This is a genomic window from Tamlana sp. s12 (genome assembly GCF_016767215.1).
In the GTDB taxonomy this organism is placed as follows: Bacteria; Bacteroidota; Bacteroidia; order Flavobacteriales; family Flavobacteriaceae; genus Pseudotamlana; species Pseudotamlana agarivorans.
On sequence record NZ_CP068547.1, the window covers coordinates 2,483,057 to 2,504,591 of the forward strand.

Annotated in this window: 15 protein-coding genes; 10 read left to right on the forward strand and 5 right to left on the reverse strand. The window is 34.1% G+C overall.

Features of this window, described 5'->3' with window-relative positions; translation table 11 throughout:
• The first annotated feature begins 60 nt into the window (after nucleotides 1–60).
• A complete protein-coding gene (leuB, locus tag JJL45_RS10890; RefSeq protein WP_067149309.1) occupies nucleotides 61–1,119 on the forward strand; it encodes a 3-isopropylmalate dehydrogenase in 1,059 nt (352 codons plus the stop codon).
• 84 nt (nucleotides 1,120–1,203) lie between these two features.
• On the opposite strand, the gene JJL45_RS10895 is transcribed toward leuB, so the two are convergent.
• The gene (locus JJL45_RS10895; RefSeq protein ID WP_082935985.1) at nucleotides 1,204–3,489 is read right to left on the reverse strand and encodes a S9 family peptidase; all 2,286 of its coding nucleotides are present in this window, start codon (nucleotides 3,487–3,489) and stop codon (nucleotides 1,204–1,206) included.
• A 285-nt stretch (nucleotides 3,490–3,774) separates the two neighbouring features.
• Here JJL45_RS10895 and JJL45_RS10900 point away from each other — a divergent pair, with 285 nt between their 5' ends.
• The 7 genes from JJL45_RS10900 to JJL45_RS10930 all read left to right on the forward strand — a co-directional run bounded on the left by JJL45_RS10900 (nucleotide 3,775) and on the right by JJL45_RS10930 (nucleotide 11,609).
• Entirely contained in the window at nucleotides 3,775–5,328 is a 1,554-nt protein-coding gene (locus JJL45_RS10900; protein ID WP_067149435.1) for a DEAD/DEAH box helicase, read from the forward strand.
• A 101-nt stretch (nucleotides 5,329–5,429) separates the two neighbouring features.
• A complete protein-coding gene (locus JJL45_RS10905) occupies nucleotides 5,430–5,882 on the forward strand; it encodes a cold-shock protein (RefSeq protein WP_067149307.1) in 453 nt (150 codons plus the stop codon).
• Nucleotides 5,883–5,927: 45 nt separating this feature from the next.
• The gene (locus JJL45_RS10910; protein WP_068604632.1) at nucleotides 5,928–6,842 is read left to right on the forward strand and encodes an EamA family transporter; all 915 of its coding nucleotides are present in this window, start codon (nucleotides 5,928–5,930) and stop codon (nucleotides 6,840–6,842) included.
• On the forward strand, nucleotides 6,832–7,671 hold the full coding sequence (locus tag JJL45_RS10915) for a DMT family transporter (protein WP_082935986.1): 840 nt from the start codon (nucleotides 6,832–6,834) through the stop codon (nucleotides 7,669–7,671). Before JJL45_RS10910 ends, JJL45_RS10915 begins: the two co-directional genes overlap by 11 nt.
• A 49-nt stretch (nucleotides 7,672–7,720) precedes the next feature.
• Entirely contained in the window at nucleotides 7,721–8,776 is a 1,056-nt protein-coding gene (locus JJL45_RS10920) for a glycosyltransferase family 9 protein (protein WP_068604634.1), read from the forward strand.
• A 381-nt stretch (nucleotides 8,777–9,157) separates the two neighbouring features.
• Nucleotides 9,158–10,624, forward strand: a complete 1,467-nt coding sequence (locus JJL45_RS10925; protein ID WP_068604636.1) for a circularly permuted type 2 ATP-grasp protein — start codon at nucleotides 9,158–9,160, stop codon at nucleotides 10,622–10,624.
• A 7-nt stretch (nucleotides 10,625–10,631) separates the two neighbouring features.
• Nucleotides 10,632–11,609: an alpha-E domain-containing protein gene (locus JJL45_RS10930; RefSeq protein ID WP_068604637.1), complete on the forward strand. Its 978-nt coding sequence runs from the start codon at nucleotides 10,632–10,634 to the stop codon at nucleotides 11,607–11,609.
• Between the two features lie 18 nt (nucleotides 11,610–11,627).
• On the opposite strand, the gene JJL45_RS10935 is transcribed toward JJL45_RS10930, so the two are convergent.
• The 4 genes from JJL45_RS10935 to JJL45_RS10950 form a co-directional block, all read right to left on the reverse strand.
• Nucleotides 11,628–12,545: a transglutaminase N-terminal domain-containing protein gene (locus tag JJL45_RS10935; protein ID WP_068604639.1), complete on the reverse strand. Its 918-nt coding sequence runs from the start codon at nucleotides 12,543–12,545 to the stop codon at nucleotides 11,628–11,630.
• Complete coding sequence (locus tag JJL45_RS10940; protein WP_068604642.1) at nucleotides 12,546–15,107, reverse strand: circularly permuted type 2 ATP-grasp protein; 2,562 nt, start codon at nucleotides 15,105–15,107, stop codon at nucleotides 12,546–12,548.
• Between the two features lie 62 nt (nucleotides 15,108–15,169).
• Nucleotides 15,170–18,502, reverse strand: a complete 3,333-nt coding sequence (locus JJL45_RS10945; protein WP_068604644.1) for a DUF2126 domain-containing protein — start codon at nucleotides 18,500–18,502, stop codon at nucleotides 15,170–15,172.
• A 372-nt stretch (nucleotides 18,503–18,874) separates the two neighbouring features.
• On the reverse strand, nucleotides 18,875–19,693 hold the full coding sequence (locus JJL45_RS10950) for a DUF1853 family protein (RefSeq protein WP_068604646.1): 819 nt from the start codon (nucleotides 19,691–19,693) through the stop codon (nucleotides 18,875–18,877).
• A 116-nt stretch (nucleotides 19,694–19,809) separates the two neighbouring features.
• Between JJL45_RS10950 and JJL45_RS10955 the strand changes: the two genes are divergently transcribed.
• Nucleotides 19,810–20,361, forward strand: a complete 552-nt coding sequence (locus JJL45_RS10955; RefSeq protein ID WP_068604648.1) for a DUF4251 domain-containing protein — start codon at nucleotides 19,810–19,812, stop codon at nucleotides 20,359–20,361.
• 70 nt (nucleotides 20,362–20,431) lie between these two features.
• On the forward strand, nucleotides 20,432–21,430 hold the full coding sequence (locus JJL45_RS10960; RefSeq protein ID WP_068604650.1) for a metal-dependent hydrolase: 999 nt from the start codon (nucleotides 20,432–20,434) through the stop codon (nucleotides 21,428–21,430).
• Nucleotides 21,431–21,535: the final 105 nt, after the last annotated feature.

Below are 21,535 nucleotides of genomic sequence, written 5' to 3' on the forward strand. Positions count from 1 at the left end.
TAATAATTGAAATTCAAATTTGTTACCAAAAATAAATATAAAGACTAAAATAAATAAAAAATGAAATTTAATATAGCCCTTTTAGCTGGAGACGGCATAGGACCAGAAGTTATAGATCAAGCCGTAAAGGTAAGTGATGCTGTTGCTAAAAAATTCGGACATGAAATTACTTGGAAACCTGCTTTAACAGGTGCTGCTGCTATCGATGCAGTTGGAGAGCCTTATCCAGATGAAACTCATGAAATTTGCGCATCTTCTGATGCTGTTTTATTCGGAGCGATTGGACATCCAAAGTATGACAATGATCCTTCTGCACCAGTAAGACCAGAGCAAGGCTTACTTAAAATGCGTAAAAAATTAGGGTTGTTTGCTAATGTGCGCCCTACATTTACTTTTCCATCATTATTAGATAAATCTCCTTTAAAACAAGAGCGTATTGAAGGAACCGATTTAGTTTTCTTAAGAGAACTAACTGGTGGTATTTACTTTGGAGAAAAGGGTAGAAGAGATGAAGGCGAAACGGCTTACGATAACTGTGTTTATACCAGAGCTGAAGTACAACGTTTAGCTAAAAAAGGTTTTGAATTAGCGATGACACGTTCTAAAAAACTTTGTTGTGTTGATAAAGCCAACGTTTTAGAAACGTCTCGTTTATGGAGAGAAACCGTTCAGGCTATGGAAAAAGATTACCCTGAAGTAGAAGTAAGCTACGAGTTTGTTGATGCGGTTGCTATGCGTTTGGTGCAATGGCCAAATAGTTACGACGTATTAATTACTGAAAACCTTTTCGGAGATATTTTAACTGATGAAGCTTCTGTGATTTCTGGATCTATGGGATTAATGCCTTCTGCGTCTATGGGTGCTGATATTGCATTGTTCGAGCCAATTCACGGATCTTATCCACAAGCTACAGGATTAAATATTGCTAATCCAATGGCTACTATTTTATCAGCTGCAATGATGTTTGAAACGGCTTTTAACTTACCTGAAGAAGGAAAAGCAATTAGAGATGCTGTTAACAAAGCACTTGCTGAAGGTATTGTTACTGAAGATTTAGCCGATGGCGGAAAAGCTTATGGAACTAAAGAAGTTGGAGATTGGTTAGCTGCTAATATCTGAGCTTATTAATTAATATAAAAAAAGCCAGAACATTTAAAATGTTCTGGCTTTTTTTATGAATTTAATGACGTGAAATACTCCTGTTTAATTGTTTAAATGTTCAGCATAAAACCCCATCATAGCTTTATATAAGTCTAATCGGTTTTCTTCTTTATGAAATCCGTGACCTTCATCATATTTAACCATATAAGGAACATCAACACCTTTTTCTCTTAGAGCTTTTACAATTTGATCAGATTCATCGATATTCACTCGTGGATCGTTAGCACCTTGTACTACAAATAGAGGCTTTTTAATTTTATCGATGTGGTATGCAGGAGACACTTCTTCCATAATCACTTTTTCGGAAGCTTCATCTTCATCATACCAAACTTCTTTCATGATTTTAATATAAGGTTTCCAGTATGGTGGAATGGTTTTCATAAAGGTAAATAAGTTAGAAACCCCAACATAATCAACACCACAAGCGTATAAATCTGGTGTTTTAGTTAGTCCTCTTAGCACGGCGTATCCACCGTGGCTACCACCATAAATGGCTACATTGTTTTTATCAACCCAACCTTTTTTCACAACATAATGCAAGCCATCTTCAACATCGTCCATAGCTTTTCTTCCTATTTGTTTGAAGCCAGATTCTAAAAAGGATTTACCGTAACCCCCGGAAATTCTGAAATTAACTTGTAATGTAGCGTAACCACGACTAGCAAAAAGTTGTGCTTCTGGGTTAAAACCCCATGAATCACGAATACCCTGTGGTCCGCCGTGAGGATTAACAATTACCGGAACTTTTTTACCATCGATAGCAGCTTTAGGTAAAGTGATATAACCATGAATGTGCATACCGTCTCTACTTTTAAAAGAAATTGGGCGCATTTCAGCCATATCTTCTTCTTTAAGATTTGGCATTAAATTATAAAGTAACTTGAATTCATCTTTAATAGGATCGTAAGCATAATACATCCCATATAATTTATCACTCTGCAGGAAAATTAAATACTTGTCTTCTTCATCTGTAACACCAGCAATAGAGTAGTTGTATTTAGGAAACTTGGCAGTAATTTTTTTGTGTAGTTTTTTATAATAATCACTTACCGGAACGATTTCTTGTTTTTCTCCTTCATAAGCAAAGTAATCTAATTCGTAATTTCTTTTTCTTGATAACCTTAAACTAGACACATCAAATTCTTTATTAGAAAACAATTTTTTTATAACCTTATCTTCTTTTAAATCATATAAATAGATTTCGGTTTTATCGGTGTCTAAGTTTGAAACCACGTAAGCATCATCCGGGTTATCAGATGCATAGTTAAAAGAAATGATGCTAAAAGTTTGTTTCCAATTTAATTTCTTTTTGATTTCATAGTTCTTACCATCGGTGGTGTAATATAAATCCATATTAACCCCATCACGTAACCTTGAGAACCCACGAAGTTTGCCATCTTTATCAAATTCATATCCGTCAATAGGGTTAGCGGCATCATCATTTTTGTAAAGCTGAACTAATTCTCCCGTTGTAATATTTATTTTATAAGGTTCAAAAATTTGAGGATTATTTTGATTCATAGAAATAATCATATGTTCTTTATCCTCTTTCAAACTATTGAGAATATTCACTTTTACACCATCAAAAGGTGTTAGTTCGGCTTGATTGCTTCCATCTAGGTTTACAGCAAATAAATGGTAGTTTTCATTACCTCCTTTATCCATGATATAAACCAGTCTGTTGTTATTTGCCCAGCCAAAAGCACGAATTAATTCATCTTCTTCTTTAATAACCTGTGTTACCTTATCGGTTTCAAGACTTTTAACATAAACGTGATTTTTAGCATTTTCATCTTTTTCTTTATACGCTAAGTAAGCGCCATTTGGAGAAAAGGAAAAGGCACTTGCTTTAGGTTTTGCAAAATAATCTTCAACTGAATATTTAAAATCGCCCTTGCCTTTCTGCATGAGCTTATTTAATTCGGCTTCTGAGGATGGTAAATCCGTGTTACCAGGTAAGGTTTTAACAGTTTTAGTAAGAGTTAAAGGATGATCTTCGGTGCCTGTTTGAATTAATGTTCCTTCAAAAGTGTTGTTTTTATAGTTCCCTACATATTTTAAACCCACTTGTTTTAACTCAATGGTTAAAACATTATCTGTGAAATCAATTTTATCCATAGGAAAATCAGCTACGCCTTGGGTAGGGCTGTCCATGGTACATGTTAATCCGTCGCCTTCGTTTTTAATATTGAAAAGGATTGGAACTTCGGTTTTTTGGAGTTTTATGTTTCCAGCCCACGCTCCTGTGATATCTTGTGCGTTTGTTTGTGTAATCATACTTAAAAATAAGAATAAGGCACTACTGAGTTTTAAAATTGTTTTTTTCATTTGAATGTGTAAAGTTAAAAAATCTATATGGAGTTAATTAATTATGGTGATTAGAAGGGATAAGGTGTTTTTTGTTACATTTTTTCTATTAAAAAAGCATTATTTCAAGATTTTAAACTAAAGATATCACTTTTTATCTCATAATTTTTAATTTATAAGATGCAATTAATTCCTTAATACTCTTTTGCTTAGTAAATTCTGAAGAAACACAACATAATTTTAAGGCAATTCATGTATGATAAACCCTTTAAAGATGTTATTTTTGCACGTCATAAAATTTTTAGCATGTCGGCAACAAAAGCGGAATTAGAAGAAAGAAAAGAAGGAAAAGATCTATATAGCTATCAAAAAGGCGCTATAGATAAAATATTTAAAGCCTTCGAAGAGTCTCCAGATGATTACCATTTACTGTATCAACTACCTACTGGTGGAGGGAAAACAGTAATTTTTTCTGAAATTGTTAGACAGTATTTAAAGCACCATAAGAAAAAGGTTTTGGTTATGACGCACCGTATTGAGCTGTGTCGTCAAACTTCTAAAGTGTTAACTGAGTTTGGTGTGCATAACAAAGTAGTGGATAGTAAGGCTGATTTAAGTGATCAAGCCGACTACAGTTGCTTTGTTGCTATGGTTGAGACTTTAAACAACCGTTTAAATGACGACAAACTTGATATTTCGGATATCGGATTGGTAATTATTGATGAGGCACACTATAATTCGTTTACAAAATTATTTAAATTTTTTAGTCAGTCGTTTATTTTAGGGGTTACCGCAACACCTTTAAGTTCTAGCATTGAATTGCCAATGACCGATAATTATGACGAGCTTATTGTAGGTGAAAGTATAGAATCTTTAATTGAAAATGGCTTTTTAGCACGTGCTGAAATGTTTACTTATAACGTAGGTTTAACCTCGTTAGTGGTTGGAGCGAATGGTGATTATACAGTTAAATCATCGGAAGACTTGTATACCGATAATGATATGCTATCCAAGTTATTACAAGCTTACGAAGAGCGTTCTAAGGGTAAGAAAACCTTAATTTTTAATAATGGTATTAATACGTCTTTACACGTTTATGACACCTTTAGAAGAGCGGGGTATCCTATTGCACATTTAGACAATACCAATAGTAAAAAGGAGCGTGCCATGATATTAAAATGGTTTAAAAATACGCCAGACGCCATTTTAACTTCGGTGAGTATATTAACTACTGGTTTTGATGAGCCTACGGTTGATAGTATCATTTTAAACAGAGCAACCAAATCCTTAACCCTTTACTACCAGATGATTGGTCGTGGATCACGTATTTTGAAAAATAAGAGAACGTTTTCTGTGATCGATTTAGGTAATAACTTCCACAGATTTGGACCTTGGGGTGAAGACTTAGACTGGCAACGTATCTTTAAATCGCCAACCTATTACTTAGATTCTATTTTAAGTGATGAAGATCTAGAGAGTAATTTTAGGTATGAAATGCCAGAAGAACTTCGTGCAGAGTTTGGTAAATCAAAAGACGTTTACTTCGATATTCAAAAAACGTATGTAGATTCTATTAGAAATGGAGAGTCTTCAAAAGTGGTTTTAGAACGATCTATAGAACAACATGCCAAAATTTGTATTGAAAACAGTGAAGACGTTTACGATGCCATTGGTTTAGCTAAAATGTTGGGTGATGATATCGATTTTAGAATTCAGCGTTACACAAAATGTATAAGTAAAAGCACCTATAACTTTGTAGATTGGTTAAAAGGGGATTATCGAAAAAAGCTAAATTCTTATTTACGCTCTAATTTTGATGAAGTTTTTGAAGAAATTCACGGTTTTCCACCAGAAGATTAAGTCATTCCATAATAATAACATTAATAATTGTAGCTTACTTAAAATAAGGTTTATCTTTGCAGTATTATTAATTCATTAAATTCTGTCCGAATAGATAAACTATGGCAAAATCGCAAGTTACCTTTAACAAAATTGAAAAAGAGAAGAAACGTTTAAAAAAGCGTGAGGAAAAGCAAAAAAAGAAAGAAGCTCGAAGAGCGGAAGCTAAAGAAAACCCACAAGGGATTCAGTTTGCTTACGTTGATTTTAACGGGAACTTAACAGACACACCTCCAGATCCTGCGATGCGTGAAAAGATTGAGGCAGAATCCATTGAATTAGGAATTCCTAAAAAAGAAGATCGCATAGAAGAGGAGCCAGTAGCTAAAGAAGGTAAAGTGTCTTTCTTTGATCATTCTAAAGGATTCGGTTTTATTATTGATAGTGTAAATCAGGAAAAATATTTTGTTCATATAAGCGGAACTTTAGAGCCTATTGAAGAAAATGATAAAGTGACTTACGAACTAGAACGTGGTCAAAAAGGTATGAACGCCGTTCAAGTAAAAAAGATTTAAAAATTTTTATCCTGTAGTTTAAACTACAAACCCCTAAGCAGATATATGAGTATATCGCGTAAAACGATTCTTATCATTTTATCCTTTTTTGCCATTTATGTGATTTGGGGTTCCACTTATTTACTTAATAAAATAGCTGTAAGCAATTTACCACCTTTTTTTTTAGCCTCCGTACGTTTTTTAACGGCCAGCGGCTTAATTTTTCTTATAGCTAAAGTTTCTAAAATAAGTCTAAAAATCACTCTAAATCAGCTTAAAAACACAGCTATAGCTGGTTTTCTGTTTCTAACCTTTGGTAATGGTGTTGTTGTTTGGGCCTTAAAATATGTCGATAGTGGTTTTGCTGCTTTAGAAATATCTGCCCAGCCCTTAGTTGTGCTTTTACTTTTGCGTATGCTTCAAGGTAAGCGTATTTCACTCATGTCTTTCTTTGGTGTACTATTAGGTTTTATAGGCATCTTTTTATTAGTAGGGCAAAAAGAAATTTTGAATCAAGACGGACAAATTTTAGGCATGATAACCATTTTTGCCTGTATGGTTAGCTGGGCTTATGCCAGTATTTTTGTTGGAAAGGCCGATTTACCAAGTAATCATTTTGTAAATACAGGATACCAAATGTTATGTGGTGGTACGTTCCTAGGACTAATTAGTCTTATTTTAAACGAATCTTGGTCTTGGCCAAATACTTGGCAAAATGAAGTACAATGGTCGATGTTAGGCCTAATTTTATTTGGAAGCCTTATTGCTTTTACAGCATTCAACTATCTTTTAAAAACCGTCTCCCCTGAAAAAGTAGCAACTTCAACTTACGTTAATCCTATCATTGCTTTGATTCTAGGATGGTGGGTTTTAAATGAACAAATTTCACTGCAATCTATATGTGCAGCTATCGTATTACTTACGGGGGTATATTTCATAAATTCTAATCGAAAATTTAAATTAAGAGCACATGGACGTTAGAAACGCTATAAAATTCATGATAATAAGCACCTTAGCTTTTACATGTATGAATGCCATAGTAAAATATTTGACACATTATGATGCGTTTCAAATTGTGTTTTTTAGATCCCTGAGTTCCTTGTTTTTTACTTTTGGATTCCTATTGAAAAATAAAATTTCAATCCTTGGAAATAAAAGAAAACTGTTAGTTTTAAGAGGACTTGTTGGAGTAACCTCCATGGCGTTATTTTTTATGTCAACCAAATACCTGCCAATAGGTACAGCCGTTTCATTGCGTTATATGGCGCCTATTTTTGCTGCAGTGTTTGCTGTTTTATTACTTAAAGAAAAGGTTAAGCCTATTCAATGGTTCTTTTTTCTTGTGGCGTTTGTAGGTGTAGTCATTTTAAAAGGATTTGATGCCACATTAGATCCTTATGGCTTGTTACTTATTTTTGTCTCCGCTCTCTTTAGTGGTTTAGTTTATGTCGTGATTAGTAAAATTGGAAAAGCAGATCATCCGGTGGTTGTAGTAAACTATTTTATGGTTATTTCAACCATTATTGGTGGAACCATGGCCTTGTTTAATTGGACTAACCCTGTAGGTGTTGAATGGCTTATGCTATTTGCCTTAGGTGTTTTTGGTTATTTTGGACAAGTTTATATGACTAAAGCATTTCAAATAGCTGCTACGAATCAGGTTGCGCCATTAAAATATTTAGAAGTCATTTTTACAGTGATGTTTGGTGCTTTTATTTTCGGAGAGGTTTATACCTTATGGAGTCTTTTAGGTATTACAATGATTATTGCTGCCTTAGCTTTAAACGCTTTGTATAAAGGTAAAAAGTAGTTTACTTATTTTTGTTTCATTTAGTAGTTAAAAATTAAGATTAAACGTCATGTCTTTTAAAATAAAAATAAACAATTACAGAAGAAAGATAATGCATGCCCTCACAAAACGTGTAGGCGCTTCATATGTAGAGCCTCAAAAAGGAGATCTTCATATTAAAGACATCAAAAAAGTTTTAATTATACGTCCTAACCATAGATTAGGCAATCAATTACTTTTAACACCATTGGTTCAAGAAGTCATTCGTACGTTTCCTAGGTGTCAAGTAGATTTGTTTGTTAAAGGCGGTGTGGCACATCCTGTATTTGAAAATTATAAAGAAGTCTCAGAAATTATAAAGCTCCCTAAAAAACCGTGGAGCAATCTTTTTAAATATATTAAATGTTGGATTTCTATTAAAAGTAGGTCCTATGATTTAGTGATAAATGCCGATAAAAATTCATCTTCTGGAAGGTTACTGACTGAATTAGCCAATGCAAAATTTAAAATTTTTGGTGATGTGGATGAAAGCATCATTAGTAAGTATGAAGATTATAAGCACATTTCAAAATATCCGGTTTATAATCTGAGACATTACCTAGAGGTGTTAGGTATTGAAGATGAACATCAAAAAATGCCGTTATTGGATATTAAACTGAATGCCGCTGAAATTTCGAACGGAAAAAAAGTTTTGTATGGTATCACTAAAAATGACAAGAAAACCATTTGTATTTATACGAACGCCACTGGGAACAAATGCTATTCTGAAACTTGGTGGGAAACCTTTTATGCAAGATTACAAAAGGAATACCCAGAGTTTAATATCATTGAAATGCTCCCTATAGAAAATATTTCACGGATTAATTTTAAAGCTCCCAATTTTTATAGTGAAGACATTCGTGAAATGGCGAGTATTTTTCGAAATACGAGTATTTTTATCGCGGCAGATAACGGAGTCATGCACTTAGCTAGCGCTTCATTAACACCAACAGTTGGTTTCTTTTCGGTAACTACCGTAGATATCTATAAACCTTATGGAAATGGGAGTGTAGCACTTCATACAGATAAGACTAATATCGAAGATTGGATCACTGCTATCGACAATATTTTAAGAAAAGATGGTTAAATATTACCTATTAAAACATTTAAAAAGCACTCAAATTTTATAATTTGATAATCGGAAATATGATGTTTATACAGTAGATTTAGTTTTTGTTACTTATTAAGTATTTCATTTTTAAAAAGATAAGTCTTTATATTTCGATTTTTTGAAACTATTATTGGTTTTAAAAATTATCAAATCTTCAATATAATTAGGTGTATTTCAGTTTTCCTAATCATTCTTGGTGAGTTTGTTTTTAATTATTTAAAAAACAGAGCTTAATTTTATTAATAATGCATCCATAATTATTGCGTAAAAAAAGTCCTTATAGTATTTAGTAATTTGTCCTTAAATATTTATTAAATTTAATGGATAACTCAAGGCGTAATTACTAAATTAAAAGATTTGAAAGACCCAGTTAACCTTCCATTATTTTCATCATACGAGTATGATTCTAGGTTTTATGATGAATTATTTGCTAAAAGAGATGATGTTAGAGTCATTTACAAAACGTTATTTGAACTTTTTGGGGCTTACTCCGTTTCAGAATTTAATCGTTTAAATATTCAGGCGAAAGATTCTTTTTTTAATTCAGGTATTACATTTCAAGTATACGGTGAAAATGAGGTGAATGAAAAAATATTCCCTTTCGATTTGTTTCCTCGTATTATCGATCATGAAGAATGGGAAACTATTGAATCAGGAGTGTTGCAACGCAGCAAAGCTTTGAATCTTTTCCTTTGGGATGTTTATCACGAGCAAAAAATTATAAAACAAAATATTGTACCAAAGTCTTTAATAGATTCCTCTGTTAACTTTTTACCAGAGATGATTAATTTTGATCCGCCGGAAGGTATCTACAATCATATTTCTGGAACAGATTTAATCAAACACTCCGATGGACAATATTATGTGTTAGAAGATAATATTCGTTGTCCTTCGGGAGTGAGTTATGTAATAGGGAATCGTGGTGCGGTAAAACATGCGCTTTTTGGTGTATTTAACCAGTATAAAACGCATACGGTTGTCAATTATGGTTCTAAACTTTTAGAAACCATGCAGTCGGTAAAACCAACAGGAGTAGATAATCCTGTATGTGTTATCTTAACACCAGGTGTGTATAATTCTGCCTATTACGAACACTGTTTTTTAGCCAAGCAAATGGGAATCCTTTTAGTTGAAGGACGGGATTTGTTTGTTGAAAACGACTTTGTTTACATGAAAACCATTTATGGTATTGAGAAAGTCGATGTTATTTACAGAAGAGTAGACGATTTGTATATAGATCCTTTAGTTTTTAAAGCAGATTCTTTACTAGGAGTTCCTGGTTTATTTTCGGTGTATTTAAAAGGGAATGTAGCTCTAGTTAATGCACCAGGAACAGGTGTTGCAGACGATAAAGCCATTTATACTTATATGCCCGAGATCATTAAATACTACCTTGATGAAGATCCTATTTTAAATAATGTACATACATACCATTGCAGTAGAAAGAACGAATTGAGTTATGTGCTTGAAAATATTGATAAGTTGGTGGTAAAACCTGTAGATGAATCAGGAGGATACGGTATTTCAATAGGTAATAAGTTATCAAAAGAAGAGATTGAAAAGGTAAAAGAAAACATAAAAAAGGATCCAAGAAAATACATTGCACAACCTATCATGTCATTGTCTACACATCCTACTTATATTGATGATAGCCAGTCTTTTGAGTCTAGACACGTCGATTTAAGAACCTTTACCTTATTAGGAAAAGATGTTGATTTTGTATTGAAAGGCGGATTAACAAGAGTCGCATTAAAAAAAGGAAACTTGGTTGTAAACTCATCACAAGGAGGAGGATCAAAAGACACTTGGGTATTAAAAAAATAGAATATTTATGTTAGCAAGAGTAGCAAATAATTTGTTTTGGATGGGGAGATATATTGAACGATCTGAACATGTAGCACGGTTTTTAAGAGTCAACTATTTTTCATCACTAGATGCTCCCGACGAATTATCACAATCTAGACAATTTGTTTTACGCTCCATAATGTACATGGCGGCGAACGAAATTATTGATTCGGATATTATTCTGGAAGAAGAAGAAGTGTTATATAATGTTGGCTTGAATATAGATTCGTCTTATTCTATCGTTAACGGTTTTGTTAACGCACATGAAAATGCAAGAAGTGCAAGAGATTTAATTTCTAATGAATTATTTGAAACCGTCAACCGTGTTAAACATGTTATAAAAGGATATCCCGTTGAAAAATTGGTTAAAAGTCAATTATACGATTTCACTACCATTGTAAGTAATGCTACATCTGATATTAAAAGTAAAATACAAAGTACACTCTTGCATGATGAAGTTTATGCCATCATTATGTTAGGTATTAATATTGAACGAGGTTTACAGGTGGCGCGTATCATTAACTCTAAAGTAAGTGATGCTAGTACAGTGAAAAAGATTTACGGCGATTTGGTAGATGGTAATTACCAGTGGGCCACTTTATTAAAATGTGTTTTAGCTTACGATATGATGCGTAGGAGCTATAAAAAATCACCCGAAAGAACGAATACCTTAGAATTTCTAATCTTAAATTCTAAATGTCCGCGGTCCATCAAAAACTGCTTAAATCAAATGAATAAATACATTTGTATGATTTCTAAGCAGCATGAAAAACCTGTTAATTCAGCAGCTTTTTTAATTGGTAAAATGACCTCACAATTTGAATATAAATTAATTGAAGAAATTGATAATAATTTAGAAGAATTTATGGCTGAATTGATTGACAAACTGGCTACTATAGCTGTAAAGTTAGAAGAAGATTATTTCGATATTTCACATACTTTAGATGCTAAAGCCAAGGCTTAGGAAGTAATTTGTTTTTCTTTAGACCTTCTTTTCTATGGTATTTTCTTTTGCTGGACGTAAATCAACAGATACTTCCATATCATTTTTTCCTGTGGAATAAATCACTCCTTTAAGTGGTGGAACATCGTAATAATCGCGGCCATGGGCCACCACAATATGCTGATCTTTTGGTACTTGGTTGTTTGTAGGGTCGAAATCTACCCAACCAAATTGAGGAATAAAAACGGAAAACCAAGCATGCGAGGCGTCGGTTCCTATTAATTTTTCTTTGCCTTCCGGCGGAACAGTTTCAATATAACCACTCACATACCTTGCAGGTAATCCCATAGAACGTACACATGCAATAGCCACTTGAGCAAAATCTTGACAAACTCCTTTTTTGGCGTTCATAACCTCGTCTAGAGGTGTAGCAATATTTGTGAAACCTGAAACAAAATCAAAATCAATGAAAATACGCTGCATGAGTTCATGAGCTGCTTCATAAAGTGAGCGGCCAGGTTTAAAAGAAACTTCGGTGTACTTTTTTATTTTCGGCGACATTTTAGTGATCAAAGGAGAAAATAATACATACTGTCGCGCATTGATAATATCGGGCTCAATGCCTTTTAATAAAACGAAAGCTTCTTCTATGGTTACCTTGTTTCTAGCTTCAATGTTTTCATTTGAAATTTGAGATTTATAATCTCTAGCAATTTTACTTCGCGCAATAACGGTAAGTTCTTCGTGATTTTCCTGAATAGAAAAGGTTGCTATAGTATTTCCGAAAAAATCAACTCTTTCAAAAATTTCACTAGGCGTAGGACTAATTTCTAAACGATAATCTATTAATTCTTGACCTGGAAAATTTTTAGGTTTTAGAGTCACTAGATTATGACAAAAAGAAGCGCCTTGCTCGTACTTGTATTTGGTTTTATGCCAGAGATCGAAAACTACCATTTAATTTGTAATGTTACGTTTTACTAACTGTTTTTGTTGTAGCGAATGATTGAAATAGGTGTCTGAAATGGACATAGAAGTCACATGAAACAAATCACTCAATTTGGAAAATAACTGATCTAATTTCAAGCGTATTTTCGTTTCACTATCGACTTCAAGAATGCTATCAATATCTATATTTTGCACTAAACTAAGTGCTTTTTCAATATTCTTTAAGCATTCTGTAGGTTCACCATTAGGGTTGTTATTGGGTAATTTGCTAATGTCCTTTTGTAATCGAGTTATTTGATAGGTTAAAGAACGCGTGTATTCTTGATCTAAAAGTAGTAGTTTAACGACGTTTTCTAAACTCAAATAGGATTTATAGCTGTATCGATAAATGTTTAAACTCTCATGACTAGATAATAATGATTCTAGAATTTCGTATTCTAAGTCCTCGTCATGATTTACCACGATAAGTGCTCTAAATTTTTCTATGGTCATGGAAGCTTCTTCTAATTGCAAACCAATAAAATAGAGTAGAAGCCCCTGTTTTACCATAATACTTTCTTCGGTAAGCGCCATGAAAGCAATAATTCTGGTAATAATTTTATCAAAAAAACGCGTTAAGCCATAGATGCTATAATTTTCTTCAGATTTGAAATTTTTCCAAATTTTATCAATACTGTCAAAAACGCGCCACATGTCTTTAGACCATAAATTTCGAAGCGTGAAATACGACCCATTAAAACTTTGTAAACTTTGCGCAAAACTACCGATACGTTTTTCATCAATGATAACCGAAACAATTTCTTTTAAAGGATCTTTAAGAAGTGCTTCAGCGTTCTCTTCATCGTAAAATCCAGGAAATGTAGAAGTTATTGTTGTAATGGAATGATATAAAATGTTTAAACATTCGGGATCAGGTAGGTATTTATTATTGTACTGCACATTAGTCATTCGGTTTAATACCATACGAATGTATCGTGCTGTGAGTAAAGTTCTTGCCACGTAACGTCCAGACCAAAATAAATTTTCGGCAGTATTACTAGGGACATCATTGATGCTAGCAATGTTATTAGGTAAGCTCTTGTTCCAGGAGTAGAGGGCCAAGTGTGCTTGGTTTTGATCACCAATAACCCAAAAATCTTTACTAGTTCCTCCACGCTGATTTGAAACAAAAAGTTTCTCGCGTTCGGCAGCCACACGTACTAAACCACCAGGCATCACACTATATTGATCACCTTTAGCAATAGAAAACGTGCGACATAACACCTTGCGAGGTTCAAGTTTTTCATTAATAAAATTTGGTGCTGTCGAGAAATATATTTTCTCTTGGGCTACATATTGATTTGGATTAGCAAGTATGTTTTTCTTTAATTGTTTGAGTTCCTTTTTACTTAAAAACTCACAGAAAATGATGTTTTCACGCTGAGAGCGATCTATTTTTTTTACAACAAATGACGTGAGGTTTTCAAAAACATGGTTACGTTCCTTTTCTTGTCCGCACCACCAAGAAGCAATTTGAGGTAAAATAAGGTCTTCTTTTAAAAAATATTTACAGATATTTTCCAAAAAAGGAATAAGACCAGGGTTTTCGAGCACGCCACTTCCAATCGGGTTTACAATGGCTACATTTTGAAGTCGAACTACTTCCAAAAGTCCAGCAACCCCTAAGTACGAATCTTCACGAAGTTCTAAAGGGTCCATAAAGGCATCATCAACACGACGTAAAATAACATCAACTTGTTTTAGGCCTTTAAGCGACTTCATCCAAACCTTACCATTTCTAACTACTAAATCGTTTCCTTTTACTAAAGGATAACCTAAAAAGGTTGACAGGTAAGCATGTTCAAAATAAGTTTCATTATGAGGACCAGGGGTTAAAATGACCACGTTAGGATTTTCTTTATTTCCTGGTGCTGCCTTTAAAAGCAGTTGATTAAAATCTTTAAAAAACTCTGAAGGTTGTGTGACATGAATATTATCAAAAATCTCAGGAATCACTTTACTTTTAGAGAAGCGATTTTCTAAAGCATAGCCCATGCCTGATGGTGCTTGGGTACGGTCATTTACCACCCACATACGTCCGTCGGGACCGCGAGCTAAATCAACAGCATGAATTAATAAGGTTTTGGCTGTTTTGTAATCAATTTGGTCGCAAGCACGTAAAAATCCGCGATGCGCATAAATCACTTCAGGAGGAATGATTCCGTTTTTCAGTAATTTACGTTCGCCATAAATATCCTTAAGAATTAGATTGAGCAGTTCGGAACGCTGCTTAATACCTTTTTCAACCAATTCCCATTCTTTTTGCTGAATGATGAAGGGAATAATATTTAAATTCCAAGGTCTATTTAAACCATTCGGATCGTTATAAACATTATAAGTCACGCCGTTTTCGGCTAAAAGCCAATCGATTTCCGATTGCTTAGCAGCCAGTTCTTTGCTCCCAATTTTCAATAAATTATCCAACAGAATTTTCCAATCAGGTTTGATTGTTAGTTCTGAAGTTAGTAACTCGTCATATTTACTAAAATCCTTAAAGTAATTTTCAAATATGCTATTTTCTTTCGTCTCCATTAATTAGGAATCCTTATGCTTTAAGAGACTTTCTACTTCATAAGAAGCTGATAAATTTCTCTTTATTTTTTTCTTAAATCCAGGGTGTAAGGGAATTCAAAATTAACAGGCAATTCTTTGTATTTAAAACGTTTAGAGCTTCCTTTTTCTTCAACACTTCTATTAGGATTTTCCTTATCTGGATTGATGTTTTCAACTGGATCAATTTCCCCTTGCGTATGGCCAAACTCCCAAAAACGATTTATTCTTCGAGATTCTGCTTCAAAACTATTCACAGGGTACTTCTCATATGATCGTCCGCCTGGGTGCGACACAAAATAGGTGCAACCACCAATAGATCGTCTATTCCAAGTATCAACAACATCAAAAACTAAAGGTGTATCCACAGGAATTGTAGGGTGCAATGCAGAGTACGGATCCCAAGCTTTATACTTAACTCCGGCTACATATTCGCCTTTAACTCCAGTGCTTTTTAATTGAACTTTTACACCGTTGCAAGTTAATACAAATCTTTCATCTATGAAATTAGAAACTTTAACTTGAAGTCTTTCTAAAGAAGAGTCTACATAGCGGGCTGTACCGCCTCCGGTCATCTCTTCACCTAAAACATTCCAAGGCTCAATTCCTGCTCTTAATTCTAAGTGAATATTATTAATTTCTACCATACCATGAAGTGGAAATCTAAACTCAAAAAACGGATTAAACCATTCCTCTTTAAAAGCGTAACCAGCTCTGTTTAATTGTTCGACCACATCTTTAATATCTTCACGAACGTAGTGTTCAATTAAGAATTTGTCATGCAATTCGGTGCCCCAACGCACTAAATTGTGCTCATAAGGTTTTTTCCAGAACCAAGCTACTAGTGTTCGTACTAATAGCATTTGAGTTAAACTCATTTGTGGATGTGGTGGCATATCAAATCCACGTAGCTCTAGAATGCCTAATCGTCCAGAAGACGAGTCTGGCGAATACAATTTATCAATACAAAATTCGGCGCGATGTGTGTTTCCTGTAAGATCGGTTAGTAAATGACGGAATAAGCGATCGGTTAGCCAAAAAGGGACTTCCTCATCTTCGGGAATTTGAGCAAACGCAATTTCTAATTCGTATAAATTATCCATGCGGGCCTCATCAATTCGTGGTGCCTGACTGGTTGGTCCAACGAAGGCTCCAGAAAATAAATACGTTAATCCCGGGTGATGTTGCCAGAAGGTTAGTAAACTTCTTAACAAGCTAGGTTTACGAAGTAGGGGACTATCTTGCGGACTAGTACCCCCTAAAGTCACATGGTTTCCGCCACCAGTTCCCGTGTGTTTCCCGTCGAGCATGAATTTTTCGGTACCCAAACGCGATTCTTTTGCAAGCCTGTATAATGTAAATGTGTTGTTACATAATTCTTCCCAGTTTTTCACAGGATGCACATTTACCTCTATTACTGCAGGGTCTGGCGTGATTTTTAGAGATTCTAGTCTGTTATCTTTTGGAGGCTCGTATCCTTCTAAAATCACTGGAACATTAAGTTCTTTAGCAGTCATTTCTATGGATGCAATTAAATCTAGAAATACTTCGGCAGATTCTAAAGGTGGAAGGAATAAATAAAGTTTTCCATCTCTAATTTCGGAACACAGGGCGGTGCGCACGAAATAGTTTGGTTGATTGTAATCAATTCCAAAATCACAATAATCTTTATAACGTGCTTTTACAATATTTTTAAAACTTGGAAGTCTTCCCTTAATACCAAACAGTTCGGGTTCGTAAATTGGGAAAATTTCATGTTCTGGTTTAGCTTCTAAGGAGGCTAAAGGTAATCTCAAGCCAATAGGGGAGTCGCCTGGTGTTAAAAACAGGTGTTGACGCCTAAAGGTCCAAGCACTTGTAAACCATTTGTTTTCAGTTTTATTTAAGGGCAGTAAATAACCAACCGGGGTTGATGTCCCTTTTTCAAAAATGGCGTTTAGTTTTTTCTTTGCCAGCTCGTTATCTTCATCATCGGCTGGATTATAATCGGTAGGTAAATTACCTTGTTCCCATAAGTAATAGAATGGGTCTTCGTAAGTAGGTAAAATATGTTCGTTTGTAACCCTTAAATATTTAGTAAGGGTTTCTAAGAATTTTTTATCCGTATCAGGCGGAATTGTAACATCATCGGTGTAAGTGGCTAATAAATTCTTATTATACCAAATCGGTCGACCATCTTTACGCCAACAAATTTCAATTTGCCAACGTGGTAAAGGTTCACCAGGATACCATTTTCCTTGGGCATGGTGAAGCACACCACCTTTTCCAAAGGCTTCATGTAATTTTTTAGATAAATCTTTGGCTAATTTTCGTTTTAGCGGTCCGTCGGCCGTCGTATTCCACTCAGGAGCATCTAAATCATCAATAGAAATGAACGTAGGTTCGCCACCCATAGTTAAACGAACATCTCCCTTTTGAAGTTGTTTTTCAACCTTATTTCCAAGTTTATAAATGTCTTTCCATTGGGCTTCCGTATAAGGTTTTGTTACTCTAGGCGATTCGAAAATACGCGTTACCGAGTTTTCAAAAAAGAATTCGGTTTCACAAACATCGGTAGCTCCCGACACCGGGGCAGCACTTTCAAAGGAAGGTGTACATGCCAGCGGAATATGACCTTCGCTAGCAAGCAGTCCAGAAGTGGCATCAAAACCAATCCATCCTGCTCCAGGTAAATACACTTCAGCCCAGGCGTGTAAATCGGTAAAATCTTCCTCGGGACCTGAAGGACCATCTAGTGACTTTTCATCAGATTTTAACTGAACTAAGTACCCAGAAACAAATCGAGCACCAAAACCGAGGTGGCGTAATGTTTGGACAAAAAGCCAAGCGAAATCACGACAAGACCCATTTTTGCGTTCTAGAGTTTCCTCACAAGATTGCACTCCAGGCTCCATACGAATGTTATAGCTTAAATATTCGTATATCTTCCTATTAATATCAATTAAGAAATAGATTGTTTTTCGCGGCGTATAATCGATCGTTTTTATAAAATCCTTTAGTAAATCACCATTATCGGTAATTTCTAAATAGGGAAGAAGCTCTTTTTTAATAGTATCAGTATATTCAAAAGGATACTCTTCGGCAGATTCTTCAATAAAGAAATCGAAAGGATTAATGGTCTTTAAATCGGCAATAATCTCGACATCAATAGAAAGTTCGTCTGTTTTTTCAGGAAACACTAATCGCGCTACATAATTTCCAAAAGGGTCTTGCTGCCAATTAAAAAACTGTTCTTCTGGTTTAATTTTTATGGAGTAAGACTCAATTGGTGTTCGTGAGTGTGGCGCTGGCCGCAGTCGGAATATGTGTGGGGATAAAGAAACTTTTCTATCGTACTTATACTTTGTTTTGTGGGAGATTACGATTTTTAACGCCATAAATTACCGTGTAAATAACAGATTTTACTGCTAGAGTTTAACTTAACACCAACTAAAATTTAAAAAATAAACATTTTGGAAAATCTAATATACCCCCTTTAAAATGAAAGAAAGTACTTTTTACTATTTCAAAATGATAAAAATTTTAGTTAATTATAAAATTAGTAATAAAAGCTTAAAAACCTTCTGAAAATGTATATATAATAGCTCTGTTTTAATGTGAAAATGATAGTTTTTTGATGGGATTATTATGATATTCATACATGGCAATAAAATAAACACAAATGAGTGTCATCTAACCTAGCGTTCTAGTTTAGGTATTAGAACAACTTCCAGTAGGCTTGATGATGATTAAATTATTTAAACTTTAGATTATGGCCACCAGACCACAAAACATTTTTGAATGCGACCTTTTGGAAATTTAATCCAACAAAGTGGTGCTATTTTTTGTTGGATAACGGATTCTATGCTATCACAAAAGACTGAATAAGAACACCAATCGACTTGATTTTGGGTTTCTTGTAGCCAATCAATTTTATCGGGTATAAAAAACTTACAGTGTTGTAATTCAGCGATTCTTGTATAATGGATATAGAATCCACTAATACATGCTGAATTAAGGATATCAAATGGGGTATCAAAATCTTCAAAAGGGAGGAATAATTGTGCTTTAAAATACACCTGCTGTTTGATGCTTTCGGATTGTACTTGTAGTGGTTTTAATACTTTTTGTGTATGTTCATTATAAAGTAAAGGAAGTTGTTTTTCATTAAGTTTTGTTATTTTTTTAAGTAGAGTATCCTTTCTGTTGGGGCCAATCCAGTGTTCGATTTCAGTTTGGCCATGGTTAGGATCATACAAGTAAAATTTATAGACAATTTCAAGATGAATAAAGGTTTGGTCCAACTCTAAAATACAATCTATTTCACCTATAGTTTGCTTATTGTTTTGAATTTGCGTGTTTTTTAAAAGAATTTTGATGTCGTTATAGCTTGATAATTGAAAGAATACAAACTGCTCAACACGTTTTCCTAAACGTAGATTTGGTTGTTCATGCGTCGTAAATTGTGATACATCTTGTTCTGGAAGTAATAACTGCTGTAATCCCATGACATCTGACTTTTTCCATAGTAAAGGAGTGTTTACAAAGCCCTGATATTGTAGCTGTAATTGGTTTTTCTTGAAACTCATAAGTGCTAAAATTAGGATTTACATTTGAATTACCTTCATTTATATGTAAATTAACATCGTATAAGCGACGGTTATCATCTTTAATTTCCTCGTTATAACCTTTTAAATATTTCAAAATGAAAAATAATATCATTAAATACATATTGGCCACTTTTGTAGTATTGCTTATGGCTTGTGGTTCTGGAAAAACGAATGCGACTCAAGCAGAATTAGACCGATTAGCTACTATAGTTAACAATAAAGATTTTAAAATTATTTCAGATTGGGCTTATCCAACTACTACAATGGCCATGCAACAAGCGGCACGATTATTACCTCCAGGGAATCAGGGCGGGTCTGTGAATTTAATTGGAAACAGCAATTTTTTGACGATTTCAGGAGATAGTATCACCTCATATTTGCCTTATTTTGGAGAGCGACAAATGGGAGGAAGTTATGGTGGTGATGATAGCGCCATTGCTTTTAAAGGGCTTATGAAGAATTATAAAGTCTCGCAAAAGAAGGATTCTAGTTATGATATTTCATTTGAAGCAAAAAGTAACTCGGAAAACTTTCGAGTTAATATCACCCTATTTCCAAATTTAAAATCTGAAATGATTTTAACTGGTAACACAAGAACACCTATACGTTATTCAGGTTCTATTCAAAATAAAACGGAATCCGATTAGAATCAAAAATACGACTAACTATAAAATTTAAATAGTTACTTTTCCATTTCAAAAAGATACAAGGATATAAATGGATTCTCTTACCCAAATCGTTTTAGGTGCCGCCGTTGGTGAAGCTGTATTAGGTAAAAAAATAGGCAATAAAGCTATGTTATATGGTGCTATTGCAGGTACTATTCCAGACTTAGATGTATTAGCATCACATTTTACTGATACGGTTTCAGCGCTAGAAATTCATCGCGGATTTACGCATTCCATCTTTTTTTCGGTCATTTTCGGACCTATTTTTGGTTGGATCGTCTCCAAGTATGAAAAATATAAAGATTTTAAAGGCTGGTCTTGGCTCTTTTTCTGGTGTTTTATAACCCATCCGCTTCTAGATGCCTTTACCACATGGGGAACACAGCTGTTTTGGCCTATAGATTACCCTCTTGCTTTTAAGTCGATTTTTGTTATAGATCCCTTATATACATTGCCGTTTATTGTTTTTTTAATTCTAACGATGTTTCAGGAAAAAACATCACGAAAAAGGCGTGTCTATAATAATTACGGACTTATCGTGAGTAGTGCTTATTTAATTATCACCGTGGTATTAAAAGGATGGGCTTATACTAAATTTGAAAAAAATCTAACAACTCAAAACATATCATATTCTCAAATTGATACACGACCTACACCGTTAAATACCATTTTATGGACTGCAAATATTGATACCAAAGATGCTTATTTGGTAGGGTATTATTCCTTTTTTGATACAAAGCCTATTACGTTTTATAAGTACCCTAAACATCATGAATACTTGGGCGATTTGAAAAATAACGACAAAGTAAAACGTATGATTCATATCTCGAAAGGGTGGTATACCATAACAAAGAAGAATGACAAACTATATTTTAACGACCTACGTTTTGGAACTATGGGGATTAAACCCGACAACAATCAGTTTGTTTTTCAATATGAAATTCAAGTTTTGGAAAACGGTGAAGTCCGTTTTATAGAAACTCCAAAAGATGGTAGAGACGCTAAAAATCTAATGGCGGATTTATGGGTTCGTATCAAAGGAAATTAAAACCCTAAAAGTTGTTTTCATTTTCAGAACTTCTTATGACACTTCAAATTTACTTTCAAAGTAGCTTAGTGAACTTCTTATAGTTCGTGTTTCGCCTAAATATCA